This window comes from Pseudomonas japonica, assembly GCF_013522925.1.
Taxonomy (GTDB): domain Bacteria; phylum Pseudomonadota; class Gammaproteobacteria; order Pseudomonadales; family Pseudomonadaceae; genus Aquipseudomonas; species Aquipseudomonas japonica_A.
The window spans coordinates 23708-38625 of sequence record NZ_JAAMQU010000010.1 but is presented as its reverse complement, the minus strand read 5'-3'; the positions used below and the strand labels follow the sequence as shown (position 1 = coordinate 38625).

10 protein-coding genes and 1 pseudogene are annotated in these 14918 nt (G+C 64.3%); 4 read left to right on the top strand and 7 right to left on the bottom strand.

The window, feature by feature from the left end:
* Positions 1-145 precede the first annotated feature (145 nt).
* The 3 genes and pseudogenes from G7016_RS16520 to G7016_RS16510 all read left to right on the top strand — a co-directional run bounded on the left by G7016_RS16520 (position 146) and on the right by G7016_RS16510 (position 2547).
* Positions 146-367: a helix-turn-helix domain-containing protein gene (locus tag G7016_RS16520; protein WP_181116463.1), complete on the top strand. Its 222-nt coding sequence runs from the start codon at positions 146-148 to the stop codon at positions 365-367.
* On the top strand, positions 364-1617 hold the full coding sequence (locus G7016_RS16515) for a HipA domain-containing protein (RefSeq protein WP_181116460.1): 1254 nt from the start codon (positions 364-366) through the stop codon (positions 1615-1617). The genes G7016_RS16520 and G7016_RS16515 overlap by 4 nt, the downstream gene beginning before the upstream one ends.
* 81 nt (positions 1618-1698) lie before the next feature.
* Positions 1699-2547 (top strand): annotated as a pseudogene (locus G7016_RS16510) (PhzF family phenazine biosynthesis protein).
* 183 nt (positions 2548-2730) lie between these two features.
* Here G7016_RS16510 and G7016_RS16505 read toward each other — a convergent pair.
* From G7016_RS16505 to G7016_RS16490, 4 genes are read right to left on the bottom strand one after another with little or no spacing between them, the layout of a single operon-like run.
* Positions 2731-4107: a heavy metal sensor histidine kinase gene (locus tag G7016_RS16505; protein ID WP_181116457.1), complete on the bottom strand. Its 1377-nt coding sequence runs from the start codon at positions 4105-4107 to the stop codon at positions 2731-2733.
* A complete protein-coding gene (locus G7016_RS16500) occupies positions 4097-4774 on the bottom strand; it encodes a heavy metal response regulator transcription factor (protein ID WP_181116455.1) in 678 nt (225 codons plus the stop codon). The genes G7016_RS16505 and G7016_RS16500 overlap by 11 nt, the downstream gene beginning before the upstream one ends.
* The gene (locus tag G7016_RS16495; protein ID WP_181116452.1) at positions 4749-7874 is read right to left on the bottom strand and encodes a multidrug efflux RND transporter permease subunit; all 3126 of its coding nucleotides are present in this window, start codon (positions 7872-7874) and stop codon (positions 4749-4751) included. Before G7016_RS16495 ends, G7016_RS16500 begins: the two co-directional genes overlap by 26 nt.
* Positions 7871-9034: an efflux RND transporter periplasmic adaptor subunit gene (locus tag G7016_RS16490; RefSeq protein ID WP_181116448.1), complete on the bottom strand. Its 1164-nt coding sequence runs from the start codon at positions 9032-9034 to the stop codon at positions 7871-7873. Before G7016_RS16490 ends, G7016_RS16495 begins: the two co-directional genes overlap by 4 nt.
* A gap of 399 nt (positions 9035-9433) precedes the next feature.
* On the opposite strand from G7016_RS16490, the gene G7016_RS16485 reads away from it, so the two are divergent.
* The gene (locus G7016_RS16485; RefSeq protein WP_258195222.1) at positions 9434-10081 is read left to right on the top strand and encodes a serine protease; all 648 of its coding nucleotides are present in this window, start codon (positions 9434-9436) and stop codon (positions 10079-10081) included.
* On the opposite strand, the gene G7016_RS16480 is transcribed toward G7016_RS16485, so the two are convergent.
* From G7016_RS16480 to G7016_RS16470, 3 genes are read right to left on the bottom strand one after another with little or no spacing between them, the layout of a single operon-like run.
* Positions 10082-11293: an HlyD family type I secretion periplasmic adaptor subunit gene (locus G7016_RS16480; RefSeq protein WP_181116445.1), complete on the bottom strand. Its 1212-nt coding sequence runs from the start codon at positions 11291-11293 to the stop codon at positions 10082-10084.
* A complete protein-coding gene (locus G7016_RS16475; protein ID WP_181116442.1) occupies positions 11290-13440 on the bottom strand; it encodes a type I secretion system permease/ATPase in 2151 nt (716 codons plus the stop codon). The genes G7016_RS16480 and G7016_RS16475 overlap by 4 nt, the downstream gene beginning before the upstream one ends.
* Complete coding sequence (locus tag G7016_RS16470) at positions 13437-14837, bottom strand: TolC family outer membrane protein (protein WP_181116938.1); 1401 nt, start codon at positions 14835-14837, stop codon at positions 13437-13439. Before G7016_RS16470 ends, G7016_RS16475 begins: the two co-directional genes overlap by 4 nt.
* Between the last annotated feature and the right edge of the window lie 81 nt (positions 14838-14918).

Sequence of the window (14918 nt, the reverse complement as noted above, 5' to 3'; positions counted from 1 at the left end):
TCTGAAGTGATATTTCTAAGGTTTGGTTTCGTTTTTAAGCAAAAACGCTTTGGTTTCATAAAAACGAAGGTATAGTTTCGAAATGTAGTACTCCTGCGGTCGCGGATACGAAAACGAAACTATAGCTTCGATTCTGGAGAAGCTCATGTCCTATAAGCAGGTGCAAAGCCCCGAGGAAGTGGGGGCAATCATTCAACAGCTGCGTAAACGCATAGGTATTCGCCAGGACGATATGGCGGCCATTGTGGGGCGTAGCCACGTTACCTTGCGGGATGTCGAGAAAGGCAAAGCGAGCGTGGCGATTGGCACCGTGCTGCAACTGCTGGATGAACTTGGCGTGCGGGTGTATCTGGACGTGCCTTCATGAGGCTGCTTCAGGTGTTCCTGGACGAGGCTGAAGTAGGCGAGCTGCAGGAACATGAAGGCCTGTGGCGTTTCAGCTATGCGGACAGCTGGCGGGCTTCTTCCTCGGCTTTTGATCTCTCGCCCGCCATTGCGCGGGCGGCAGGTACCGTCATTGATGGCGGCAGCGTGAGGCCTGTTCAATGGTTCTTCGATAACCTGCTACCTGAGGAGGGCGCCCGGCTGCTGCTGGCCAGGGACGCTGGTGTCGAACAGGCGGACGCCTTCGGGTTGCTGGCGTGTTATGGAGCAGAATCCGCAGGCGCGCTCACGCTGCTTCCACCGGATGGCCAGTTGGAAACGGGTGGCTTGCAGGCTCTGACGGATCACCACCTGAGCGAGAGAATTCGTGCCCTGCCGCGAATATCGCTAACCGGGAATGCTCCGAAGCGGATGTCACTCGCCGGCGCGCAGCACAAACTTGCCGTTTCTATCCGGGAAGGACTGCTTTTCGAGCCTGTTGGCAGCTTTCCATCTACCTACATTCTCAAACCGGACCATCCCGATACGGAGGGCTACCCGCACAGCGTAGTGAACGAGTGGTTCGCAATGTCGGTTGCCAGGCACGCGGGGCTCGCCGTGCCTGAAGTGGAGATACGCCGCGTACCTGAACCGGTTTACCTGATTCAGCGCTTTGATCGTACGTTCGGTGAGGAACCTGCAAAACGGTTGTACGTGCTTGACGCGTGTCAGCTCCTGGGGATCGGGGCCATCTGGAAGTACCAGAAAGCCACGCTCGAAACCCTCGCCCAGATCCTCGACCTTTGCCGCTTCAAGGCTGCAACACGGATAGCGCTTTTCCGGTGGCTCGTGTTCAACCTGTTGATAGGCAACAACGATGCACATCTGAAAAACCTATCGTTCTTCGTAAAACCCGACGGCGTTGAGCTGGCCCCTCACTACGATCTTCTATGCACTGCTGTCTATTCGTCGGCCAACGATTGGCTTGGCTCGGATCTGGTCTGGAAGTTAGGCGGGATGCGCTGCCACGCCGATGTAACCCGCGCCAGTGTGCTGGAAATGGCTGCTGCTCTGGGCGTACCAACAAGCCTGGCAACCCGGGAGTTGGACAAGCTTTGCGCAACGGTGCCAGCCGGGGCAGCACACTGGTACACGACGTATATGCAGCAGCTATCGGCTGGCGAAGCCCGGCTGGTGCGGCAGATCATTCACGGCGTAATGAAAGACATGCTGGCTCGGCTCGGCCCAGGGTAGGCTCTTTTCGCAGGCCTGGGTCAACAGGCCACAAACTGTGCGCTACCATCACAGGCTTTCGATGTCACACAGGCCGAATCAATGCCAACCCGCCCCCGCAGCTTCAAGCAAGTCGATGTCTTCACCGCCACGCCGTTGCTGGGCAACCCCCTTGCCGTGGTGCTGGACGCCGAGGGCCTGAGCGATGAGCAGATGCAGGCGTTTGCCCGCTGGACCAACCTCAGCGAGACCACCTTCGTGCTGCCCCCCACAACAGCAGGGGCGGATTACCGGGTGCAGATCTTTACCGCCGTTCGCGAGCTGCCGTTTGCCGGCCACCCTACGCTGGGTACCTGCCATGCGTGGCTTGAAGCCGGGGGCAAACCAAAGGGTTAGGAAATCATTCAGGAATGCGGCGTAGGCCTTGTACGGGTGCGTCAGCAAGCGGGCCAGCTGGCGTTCGTGTGCCCGCCATTGTTGCGCTCGGGCTCCCCAACCCGCAAGGAACTGGAGCGGGCCTGCCGCGGCTTGCGGCTGGACCCGGCCGAGGTTGTATCCGCCGAATGGGTGGACAACGGCGCCGGCTGGCTGGCGCTGCGCCTGCGGAATCGCAACACCGTGCTGGGCCTGGAGCCCGATTACGCCGCGCTAAAGGGCTTGGCAGTCGGTGTGTTCGCGCCGTGGAATGAAGCGCTGGACGGTGGCGAGGCGCAATTCGAAGTGCGCGCGTTTATCGCTGATGACGGCATGCCAGAGGACCCGGTGACCGGCAGCTTGAATGCGGGCATCGCTCAGTGGCTGTACCGCGAAGGCCTGGCGCCGGATCGTTTCGTGGTCAGCCAGGGCACCGTGCTCGGCCGTGCCGGGCGGGTATACGTGGAGCGCAGCGGCAAGGACATCTGGCTGGGTGGGCATGTGAGCACCTGCATCGATGGGCAGGTGAGGTTGTAGGGCTACCGTTCGCGAGCTGCGCCCGCTTCCCACCGGATAGGAGCTCTACCCCTAATCTATATTGGCGCATGGCCGTGGGAAGCTCGCGAATAGTTTTCTAACCTCATTCGCGAGCTACGCCTGCCGCTGCGCCGGATGGCCGGCCCCCCAGCTCCCACAAGGGGCGGTGCGGTTTCACAGTTTTCAAGCCACATGGCCAGTCACCGGCAAACTCAAGCCAAAAGTATTCTCCCCACCGCCACTGCGCGCGAACACGCTGCCGCCGTGCAGCGAGGCCACGGCCTTGACGATGGCCAGGCCCAGGCCGTGGTTGCCGCCTTCGTTGTAGCGGGCGGCGTCGGCGCGGTAGAAGCGTTCGAACAGCAACGGTAGTTGTTCGTCGGCGATGGGCGGGCCGGGGTTGCTCACGGCGACACTTACGTATTCGCCTTCGGCCAATACGGTGACGTCGATCACCTGGCCCGGCTGGCTGTGCTGGGCGGCGTTGTGAATCAGGTTGGTCAGCGCCCGGCGCAAATGGCTGCGTTCCACCCGCACCTGAGCGTCGCCACTTACGTGTACGGTCACGCCGGCGTCTTCGAGAATGAAATCCAGGTAGTCCAGGGATGCGGCCACTTCCTCGGCCAGGCTGCTAGGCACAAGATTGCGGGCGCGGTCGCCTTGATCGGCGCGGGCCAGGAATAGCATGTCGTTGATGATGTTGCGCAGGCGTTCGAGGTCTTCGAGGTTGGATTGCAGCACTTCGAAGTAATGCTCGGCGCTGCGGCCGCGAGTGAGTGCTACCTGGGTTTGCCCGATCAGGTTGGTCAGCGGCGAGCGTAACTCGTGGGCCACATCGGCATTGAACGATTCCAGCCGCTGATAGGCACCTTCCACCCGCTCCAGCGCGGCATTGAACGCGTCCACCAATTGCTCCAGCTCGGGCGGCAGGTGGCTGGGGCGCAGCCGGCCCGAAAGCTTTGGCGGCGCCAGCTGCTGCGCCTGGCGCGACACCCGGCGCAGCGGGCGCAGGCCGATCCGCGCCACCCAATAGCCGAGCGCGCTGGCCAGCAACACCCCGAGCGCGGCGCAGCCGATCAAAGCCATGGCCAGGTCGTGGTGGGTTTGCCGCACGTTGTCCACGTCAATGCCGATGAGGAAGCGTAACGCTGGCCGCTGATCATGGCCGGGCAGGGTACTCACCAGCACCTTGAGCGGTGTGCCGTCGGGGCGCTGCCAGTCGTGAATGCCCAGCGGCCCGTTGGCCAGCCCTCGGGTGGCGGCATCGGGCTGCCCATATTCATACGCGGGGTCGCCACTCACCACCCAGAAGTGCAGGCGTTTGTCTTCCTCGCTGAGCAGGTTCAGCTTGTTGTGCAAGCGGGCCCAGTGCTCCGGGTCGCCGAAGCGGGTGATCGCCGACTCCAGTACGCTGTAGCGGGCCTCCAGTTCGGCGTTGGGCAATATGTCGAGGCTCTTGTCTACCTGGCGGTACAGCGCGCCACCGATGACCACGAACACCCCGAGCGCAACCAGGGCAAACAACCCACCCAGGCGAAAGGCGATGGAGTCAGTGCGCATGCCGGCGCTCCAGCACATAGCCCATGCCGCGAATGGTGTGCAGCAGCTTTTCCTCGAAGGGGTTGTCGAGCTTGGCCCGCAGCCGCTTGATCGCCACTTCCACCACGTTGGCGTCACTGTCGAAGTTCACATCCCACACCATCTCGGCAATGGCGGTTTTCGAGAGGATCTGCCCTTGGCGCCGCGCCAGTACCGTGAGCAGGGAAAACTCCTTGGCGGTGAGGTCCAGCCGTTGGCCGGCGCGCAGGGCCTTGCGGCTGATCAGGTCAATCCACAGGTCGCCCACGCTGATCTGCACCGGTTCATGCCCGCCGCTGCGGCGGGTAAGCGCTTGCAACCGGGCGACAAGCTCCAGAAACGAGAAGGGTTTGCCCAGGTAGTCATCGGCACCTTCACGCAGGCCATGGATGCGATCTTCCACGCGCTCCCGCGCGGTAAGCATGATCACCGGCGTTTGCTTGCGCCCGCGCAAGGCGCGCAACACGCCGAAGCCGTCCAGGCCGGGCAGCATCACGTCCAGCACGATCACCGCGTAATCCAGCTCCAGCGCCAGGTGCAGGCCGTTCACGCCGTCATGGGCCACGTCCACGGTGTAGCCCTGTTCCGTGAGGCCACGGTGCAGGTAGTCCGCGGTCTTTTCTTCATCCTCGATGATCAGGATGCGCATGGTGGCCCTCCGGGGCTGGGCCGGGCGCGACGGCGGCGCGGCGGTGGAACAGGCGTTCGAGCTGCAAGTATATGATCGGCGTGGTGAACAGCGTCAGCGCCTGGCTCACCAGCAACCCGCCGACCACGGCAATGCCCAGCGGCTGGCGCAGCTCCGCGCCGGCGCCGTAGCCCAGCATCAGTGGTACCGCGCCCAGCAGTGCCGCCAGGGTGGTCATCACGATAGGCCGCAAACGCGTGAGGCAGGCCTGGCGGATGGCTTCGCGCGGCGCCAGGCCATCGTTGCGCTGGGCATTCAGGGCGAAGTCGATGAGCAGAATGCCGTTCTTTTTCACGATGCCGATCAACAGCACCAGCCCGATCAGCGCCATGATCGAGAAGCTCTGGCCGGCTGCCCACAACAACGCCAACGCGCCCAGGCCGGCAGAGGGCAGGGTAGAGATGATGGTGAGCGGGTGCACCAGGCTCTCGTACAGCACGCCCAGAATGATGTACACCGCCACCAGCGCCGCCAGGATCAGCCACGGCTGGCTCGCCAGTGAGCTGCGAAACGCCTGGGCCGCGCCCTGGAAGGTGCCGCTGATACTCGCCGGCATGCCCAGTTCGCGCTGGGTGGTTTCCAGCAGGCTGACCGCATCGCCCAAGGCCACCCCCGGCGCGAGGTTGAAGGAGAGGTTGGCCGCCGGGAACATGCCGTCGTGGGCGATGGACAGCGGCCCGCTGCGCGGCGTGCCCACATGCGCCAGCGCGGCCAATGGGATCATCTCGCCGGTGAGCGGCGAGCGTAGGTAGAAGTAATTCAAGCTTTCGGCCTGCCCTCGCTGCGCGGTGTCCAGCTCTAGCACCACTTTGTATTGATTGGTCTGGGTCTGGAATTCGCTCACCTGGCGCTGGCCGAAGGCATCGTACAGGGCCTGGTCCACGTCGCTGGCGCTCAGGCCAAACCGCGCGGCGGCGGCACGGTCGATCTCGATAGGCGTGGTGCTGCCGCCCAGCTGCAGGTCGTTGGACAGGTCGCGGAAGGCGGAATTTTCCCGCAGGGCTTCGGTCAGCCGTTGTGCCCACAGGTTCAAGGCATCCCCATCGTTGCTTTTGAGCACGTACTGGTACTGGCTGCGGCTGGGGCCCGAACTGAGGTTGATGTCCTGCCCGGCGCGCAGGTACAGCACAATCCCCGGCACCGACGCGAGCTGCGGGCGAATGCGGTCGATGAATTCGCTGGCGCTCACGTTGCGGTCTTCGCGAGGCTTGAGGGAAATCCAGAAGCGCCCGTTGGCCACGGTCTGGTTGCTGCCGGTTACACCCACCGAGTGCGAGAACGTACGAACGGCGGGGTCTGCCGCCACGATTTTCGCCAACGCCAGGTGGCGCGCCACCATGTCGCCGTAGGAGGTGTCCGCCGCCGCTTCGCTGGTGCCCAGCACAAAGCCTGTGTCCTGGACGGGGAAGAACCCCTTCGGGATGTAGACATAGCCGGCCACGGCCAGCCCCAGCGACACGGCGAATATGGCCAACATCAAGCGCTGATGGTCCAGGGCCTTGCCCAGCAGCCGTTCGTAACCGGCTAGCAGGCGTTCGGAGAAGGTCTGCCGCGAATGGGCACGGTGTTTGGGCGCGTTCATGTACAGCGCCGCCAGTGTCGGCGCCAGGGTAAGCGACACCAGCACCGATAGCAGGATGGTAGAGGTGGCGGTAAGGGCGAACTCTTTGAACAGCCGGCCCACCACGCCGCCCATGAACAGCAGCGGAATAAAGGCCGCGATCAGCGAAAAGCTGATCGACACCACGGTGAAGCTGATCTCGCTGCTGCCGCGAATGGCCGCTTCGCGCCGGCTCAGCCCTTGCTCCAGGTAGCGGTGGATGTTTTCCACCACCACGATGGCGTCGTCCACCACAAACCCCACCGCGATCACGATGGCCACGAGCGTAAGGTTGTTGAGGCTGAAGCCCAGCACGTACATCCAGGCAAAGCTGGCCACCAGCGATACCCCCAGCACCGCGCACACGATCAACGTAGCGGACAGCTGGCGCAGGAACAGCGCCATCACTGCGACTACCAGCAGGATGGCGATCAGCAGCGTGAGCTCGACTTCGTGCAGGGAGGCGCGGATGGTTTGCGTGCGGTCGGTGAGCACGTTGATGTCCACCGAAGCCGGGAGCATCGCCTGCAGCCCCGGTAATGCGGCCTGGATGCGGTCCACAGTGTCGACGATATTCGCGCCGGGCTGGCGGGAGATCACCAGGTTCACCCCGGGCTGGTTCTCCGACCATGCCTGTACGTAGTCGTTTTCAGCCCCCGCCACCACCTTGGCCACGTCCCGCATGCGCACCGGGGCGCCGTCACGGTAGGCCACGATCAGATCGGCATAGTCGGCCGGCTTGAACAGTTGGTCGTTGGCGGCGAGGGTGGATATGCGCGTGTCACCGTAGAGCGCGCCTTTGGCCAGGTTAAGGCTGCCGGCCTGGATGGCGGCGCGCAGGTCAGCCAGGGTGATGCCTACGGCGGCAAGCTTGTCCGCCTGGGCTTGCACGCGAATGGCCGGGCGTTGCTGGCCGGTGATGTTCACCTGGCCCACCCCGTCGATCTGGCTGATCTGCCGGGCGAGCAACGTTTCCACCTGGTCGCTGAGGTCAGGCCCGGTGAGCTGGGCCGAGCTGATGCCGAGGATGAGTACAGGGCTGTCGCCGGGGTTCACTTTTTTCCACGTGGGCAGGTTGGGCAAATCCTGAGGCAAGCGCCCCGCCGCGGTGTTGATCGCCGCTTGCACCTCCTGGGCGGCAGAGTCGATGTTCTTGTCCAGGGTGAACATCAGCGTGAGGGTGGTGGAGCCCAACGCGCTGGTAGAGGTCATCTGGCTTACGCCGGGGATGGCGCTGAACTGCACCTCCAGCGGCGTGGCCACCGAGGAGGCCATGGTTTCCGGGCTGGCGCCGGGCAGTTGTGCCATTACCTGAATGGTCGGGAATTCGGCTTCGGGCAACGGTGCCACCGGCAGCCGGGGGAAGGCGATGCCGCCCAGCAACACCAGGGCAAACATCAACAACAGGGTGGCTATCGGGTGGTCGATGCACCAGGCCGACGGCGAGCGCACCCCGCTCATGGCTGTGCCTCGGCGGTCGTGGCGTTCGCGGGCGGCGGGTCACGTAGTACATCTACCCGCATGCCCGGCTTGAGCCGGGACTGGCCGTCGCTTACCAGCTTATCGCCCGCTGCTACGCCGTCGATCACTGTGCGTTCGCCGGCCTGGTCGACGACCTTCACCGGCACGCTTTCCACGTTCTCACCCTGCAGGCGGTACACATAGGTGCCGTTCACGCCGCGCTGCACCACGGCATTGGGCACCACCAGAGCGTTACGGCGCAGCAGGGTTTGCAGCCGTACATTCACCAGCTGGCCCGGCCACAGGGTTTGCCCGCCGTTGGCGAACTGCGCCTTGGCTTTTACCGTGCCCGTGGTGCTGGACACTTGATTGTCAATGAGGCTGAGGCGCCCCTGGGCGAGTGGCTCGCCGCCATTGATGTCGCCACCGGCGTAGGCGGTCACGGCCGCTTGCTCCGGTGCCCTGAGCAGGGCCTGAAGCGTGGGCAGCTGAGCCTGGGGAAGGGCGAACTGCACCGAGATAGGGTCGAGCTGGGTCACGCTGAACAGGCCTTGGGCATCGCTCACCCGTAGCAAATTACCTTCGTCCACTGCGCGAATACCCACCCGGCCGGCGAGCGGCGAGCGGATCTGCGTATAGGACAGCTGCACCCGCGCCGCTGCCGCTGCGGCCTCGTTGCCTTGCAGGGTTGCCTGGAGTTGGTCGTGCAGCGCTTGCTGCTGGTCCAGCTGCTGGCGCGGGATGCTGCGGTCCTGGGCCAGTTCGGTGTAACGCTTGAGGTCCACTTCAGCCACTTTCAATTGCGCCCGCGTTTGCGCCGCCTGTGCCATGGCCTGATCCAGGCTGGCACGCAGTGCGCGGTCGTCGATGCTAGCCAGCAATTGGCCCTTTTCAACGAATTGACCTTCCTTCACCCACAAGCGGGTGAGGATGCCATCCACCTGGGCCCGCACGGTCACGCTTTGCAGCGGCGTAACCGTGCCGATGGCCGACACCAGTTGCGGCACATCCGCCGACGCCACCTGGATCACCTTTACCGGTACGGCGGCGGCCTTCGCCGGTGCGGCTGGTGCCCTGGCGGGGCGGCTCAGCCACCAGGCGGCGCACACGAGAAGGACCACGGCAGCACAGGCGATCGACAGGCGAAGGGGCTTTTGCATGGGGCAGCTTATAAAAAAGAGGGAAGGGGTCACCCGCTTTATAGCGGGTTCAACGGTACGCCAGCATGACGGCTAACTGTCAGGTTTGTCAGCTAGCGAGAGATTCTGTTGAAGAAGGTACGAGACCTGAAAAAACCAATGACCGTTCGGCTGGATCCCGCTTGACAAATCTGGGATCCAGCCATTTTGGATCCGTTAAGAATGTTTCGCTTTGCCGCTTGAGCCGCTCTACTACGGTGGTTTAAAGATGTTGTAAAGCGCACTAAATATACATCCCGCTAAATATCGTGGATCCGAACATTTTGTTCACATGGATCCAGACAAGAGGTGCTGGCACCAGTGATGGCTCACTGACATATTCGCGCTACTTCAACAACAACCTAGCCAGTAGCCATCACCATGTTTCCCTTCAAGTCACTTCTGGCAGCCTGCGTGCTGCTCAGCGGGTGCAACGGAGTGCCAACCGCTTATCTCAAGGACCCTGTTTACGACCAAGCCTTCGTGGTTCATTCCGGCGGGCCGCTGCCCCTGATGTTGATGGGCAGCGCCGTACAGTGGAACGACGACTACGCAGTCACCGTCAAGCATGTGCCTTATCTGTCAGGTTCGGTTCACCAAGGGAAAGGGGACGTGCAGTTCTTCCGCCACAAGGCCGACCATGCGCCGCAGTGGCGCCAATATGTGCCGGGCGAAACGCTGACGGCGGTGGGCTACAACTCGCTGTATGTACCGATCACCGGCGCGGGCAAGGCCTTGCCGGCCATGGTGCGGTTGAGCGCCACTGATAACGTGATGTATGGCACCCACAACGGGCCCACCGCCAAGGGCATGTCCGGCGGGCCAGTGTTCGCCGCGGACGGCGAGGCGGTCGGTATCAACGTGGCCTACCTTACCAAGGGCGACCTGCAAGCACTGCACCGGCCAGACCTGGCCGACCAGCCCCGGGTAAGTATTTTCATGCCCTACAACGAAATCGCGCGGGAATGGAAACGCTTCGAAACCCAGGAACTGATCGAAGGCCGCGGTGCGCGGCTGGCCGGTAACTGATCACCGCTCGCGCAACGCCTCCTTGGCTTTGTTCAGCGGCTTGAGCAAGTAGGCCAGCACCGTCTTGGCGCCCGTGCGGATGTCCACGCTGGCGATCATCCCCGGCACGATCGGGAAGGTAGTGCCGGCCTTGTTGCGCAGTACGTCATCGGCGGTGCGGATGTACGCCCGGTAATAGAAGACCTCCGGCTTGGCCTCATCCTGCAAGGTATCAGGCGAGATGTTCACCACTGTGCCGTCCAGGCTGCCGTAGATGGAATAGTCGTAGGCGGTGATCTTCACCTTGGCCGACTGCCCCGGGTGGATAAAGGCGATGTCCCGGGGGGCGATGCGGGTTTCGATCAGCAGGCGGTCGTCCATGGGCACGATCTGCATCAATTGCCCGTTGGGCGGTACCACGCCCCCTAGCGTGGTCACCTCGATGTCCTTCACCACACCACGCACGGGCGAGCGCAACGTAAGCCGCGACAGCGAGTCGGCACGGCCCCGAACCACCTGGGCCAGGCTGTCAGCCTCGGCGCTGGCCTTCGCCAGTTCCTCACGGGCGCGCACCACGTATTCGGAACGCGCTTCGCTGGCCTTGAGCTCCAGTTCCGAGCGCTGGCGGTTAAGGCGGATCACCTCTACCCGGCTGGAAGCGCCTATCTTGGCCAGGTTTTCGGTGATTTCCAGTTCGCTGCGCACCAGCGCCAGGGACTGGTTGATCCCTTTGAGGGTGGCCTCCAAGCCGCGCTTGCGGCTGTTGTACAGCTGGGTTTCGCTCTGGACCAGATCGGGCGAGGTCTGCAACGACGCCGGGAAACTCAGCGGCCGGTCGCTGGCCTCGGCCTGCAGCCGCGCCACGCTGGCCAAGGCGGCGCGGTACCTGGCTTCGCTTTCACCCACGTTGGATTCGTTCTTGGTGGGGTCCAGCTGGGCCAGCACGTCACCGCGCTGCACCACATCGCCTTCGTTCACGTTCAGCGCCGCGACGATCCCGCCTTCAAGGGACTGAATCACCTGTTCCCGGGAGCTGGGGACTACCTTGCCGGTGCCGTTGGAAACCTCCACCACTTCGAAATTGGCGGCCCACAGCAGGAACGCCCCTAGCGCCAGGGCGGTGACCCACACTACCCGGCTGGCGCGTACCACTGCGGTGTCGTCGCTGCCGTCCAGGTAGGAGGGGCTATCGGCGGGTTTTGCCGCGGGGGTAACCGGTATCAACTGTTTCATGCCTGGGGCCCTCCGGGTTGGCGCAAGCGTGCAAGGGCGGCGTCCCGCATGTCGTCGATCACGATACGTCCGTTATCTACCACAATGATCCGCTCCACCAGTTGCAGCACGCTTACCCGGTGGGTGGCCACGATCAGGGTACGGCCGCGGCTCCATTTGCCCAGGTCTTCAAGCAAGGTGCGTTCGGTCACGTCATCCAGCGCGGCGGTCGGCTCATCCAGCAGCAGCACTTGGGGCTGGCGCACCAGCAGCCGGGCCAGCAGCAAGCTTTGCCGCTGCCCCCCGGACAGCCCCAGTCCACCCTCATGCAGCAAGTGGTCAAGGCCCTTGGGTAACTGCCGCACGAAGTCCAACGCGCCGGTGGCGGCCAATGCGGCAACCAGTTCCTGATCGCTGGCCAGCCCCGCGCCGAGCGTGAGGTTCTCCCGCAGGGTGCCGTGGAACAACCGCGCTTGCAGCAGCAGCAGGCCCACGTCCCGGCGCAGGTCGGCTGGGTCGATGTGGTTGATGGCAATGCCGTCCAGGGTCACCTGCCCGGTGGCCAGGTCCATGCTGCCAGCCAGTGCCTGCAGCAAGGTGGACTTGCCCGCGCCGTTGCGGCCCAGGATAGCGATGCGCTCGCCGGGGCGGATGCGCAGGCTGGCCACCGTGAGAGCGGGGGGGGCTTCGGGGTTATAGCGGAAGCTGGACTGTTCCAGCGCATAGTCGCCGCGGATCGCCGGCAGGTGCACGCGGCTGCTGCCCTCGGGATGGTCCACGGGCAGGCGCATCAGCCGGTCCAGCCCCTGCAGCGCCACCTTCGCCTGTTGCCAGCGGGTGAGCACGCTGGTGAGCTGCGCCATGGGCGCCATCATGCGTGAGGCCAGCATGGACAGCGCCACCAGGCTACCGGTGGTGAGGTCGCCGCCGATCACCATGGGTGCGCCGATCACGATCACCACGGCGAACACCGCGTTCTGCACGTTCTGGGTCCAGGTCACCAAGGTATTGGTGAGGGTACGCAGCTCCAGGCTGCTCTGCGCGGAGGCGGCGTTGTAGCGGTTCCACTGTTGCTGGAAGCGCTGCTCGGCCTGCAGGCCCTTGAGGTCGTCCAGCCCCTGGATGCTTTCCACCAGCATGGCGTTGCGCAAGGCGGACTCGCGCAGGTTGGCGTTGGCCAGCCGGGCCAAGCGGCGCTGGCAGAGCACACCGGGGATAAGCATGGCCAGCAGCGCTACCAACGGGATGCCCACCAGCGGGCCGCCAATCAGGTAGAACACCACGGCGAACAGGAAAAAGAACGGCACGTCCGCCAAGGCGGTTGCGGTGCTGGAGGTGATCAGGTCGCGTATCTGCTCCAACTCGCGCAGCTGCGCGATGAATGACCCGGTGGAGCGCGGACGCACCGAGTTGCGCAGGCGCAGCGCGTGGCCGTACACAACATCCGACACACGCAGGTCGGCGCGCTTGCCCAGCAGGTCGGTGATCCGCAGGCGCATCAGGCGCATCACGAAATCGAACGTCACCGCCAGCATCACCCCGCCGAACAACACGTAAAGGGTGGGAAGGGATTCGGCCGGTACCACCCGGTCGTACACCTGCATGGAGAACAGCACACCGGCCATGCCCAACAGGTTGGCCACCAGCGATGCCAGCATCACATGCCCGTAAGGCCGCAGGTCCTTGAGCACGATACGGCGGAACCAGTGTTCGTCATAAGGCGCCACGTAGTCGTCGGTGCGGGCGTCGGCCAACGGCCGGCTGGGCCGTAGCACCAAAATCCGCCGCAGTTGGCCGCTCAGCTCAGCCAGGGTGAGGCGGCTTTGCAGGCCCTGATCGCCGCTGAACACCACGCCCAGCTCGCCGTCCGCGCCCAGGCCCTGGGCTACGCCCACCTGGCCATCGCTCAGCTCTAGCACCAATGGCATACGCCAGCGGCTCAATACCCGGGCGTCCGCGCCGCTGAACTTGGCGGTAAGCCCGGCCTGACGCGCCATCTGGCGCACCACCTGCTCCAAAGGCTCGTCGCGGTGCAGCGAAGCCAGGCGAACGCTTTCAGGGGAAACGTCCAGGCGGTAATGCCGGGCTACCAGCAGGATCGCGTCCATCCACGGCTGGAAGTCCGGCGGCGGTGCGGTGGTGGCAGGCACTTGGCTGGCTTCGATCATGGCAATACCTCCACGCCTTGAAGGTTGCGCCCTTCAAGGGCGAATACGCGGCGCATGCCACCGCTGTTGTACAGGCAGTCGACCTGCAACCGTTGCAGGTCTTCCTGGGTGTTGGTGAGGTCGAAGCGGGCCTGATGAATTTCCTGCTCGGCATTGAGCAGGTCCAGCAGCGGCCGCGTGCCCAGCTCCAAGTATTGCCGGCCATACAGCTCTCGGGCCTCGGTGATATTGCCTTGCCGACGGCGCAGCGCTTCCAGGCGATTGCTCAGGCTGAGGGTTTGCACCCGCGCTTCGGCCAGCCCTTGACGGGCCTGCAAGCGCGCCGCGTCCTCAGCAGCATCGGCGGCACCCAGGGCGTAACCGGCGGCACGGGTGCGCGCGCTGGTGGCGCCGCCCTGGTAGATCGGTACCTCAACATTGATGTAGATCCCGGCCTGGGTGCGGTCCAGGTAGGGGTTGTCCTTGTTGTAGTTGTTGTCTAGGTAATGGTTGATCGAAGGCTCCAGCGACACCGTGGGGTAGGCCTGGGCGCGCGCCTGGGCAAGCTCGGCCTGGGCCTGGTCGCGTTGGGCAAAGGCCGCCAGCACGGCCGGCAAGGCGTCGGTGCCGTTGTTCGGGTCGGCCGCTTCGCAGGCCTGGGCAAGGCCGGGGGGCTGGGTGTCATCGCCATCCGGCGTGGTGGCGCGGCCCAGGAGGTTGGCCAGGGTGGCCTGCCAGCGGGCATAGGCCGCGCGGTATTCCTGCAGCGTAGCGCGCCCGCCGTCCACGCGAGACTCGGCCTGCACTACGTCCGACCGGGTGCTGGCGCCCATGTCGCTGCGTTGCCGCGCCAGTTCCACGATCTTCTGCAGCCCTTGCAGCTGGGCTTCGGCCGTGGCCTGCAATTCCCGGTAGCGCTGGCTCTCGATGTAGGCATAGGCCGTGTCCCGGGCCACCTGGTCGATGGTCAGCAACAGCTGCGCCTGGGCCTGGGCCGCCTTGGCGCGGGCAGCATTGACCGCGCTGTCCACTTTGCCGAAGTCGTACAGCATCTGCTTGAGCGAGAGGCTCAGGGACTGGCTGCCCCGTTCGCCGTCATAGCCGCTGTCCAGCCCGCCCTTGATACCCCCCGACAGCTGCGGGTAATAGCCGGCTTCGGCGGTATTGATGCCTTCGCCCTGCTGATAGAGCACGCTCACCGCCTGGGCGATGCTGGGGTGCCATTCCACCGCCAGCCGTACGGCCTCGTTCAGGCCGAAGCCGCTCGCGGATATGGCGCTACGCAAGGCGGGGGTGGGCCGCCGCTGGGTGGTGTCCTCGCCGCTGGGGTGAGGGCTCACTCGCAGCAGCGCGGGGTCAATGTGTTCCGGCGCGCCGTGCGCCGGAGCGTTCAAAGCGAGCACGGCGAAGGCCAGCATCGCCCGTGTGCGCGTAACCGTGTTCAAGCCTGGTATCACCGCTGTCCCTTACTGTGATGGCCGCCCCGGCGGGTTGCCGGG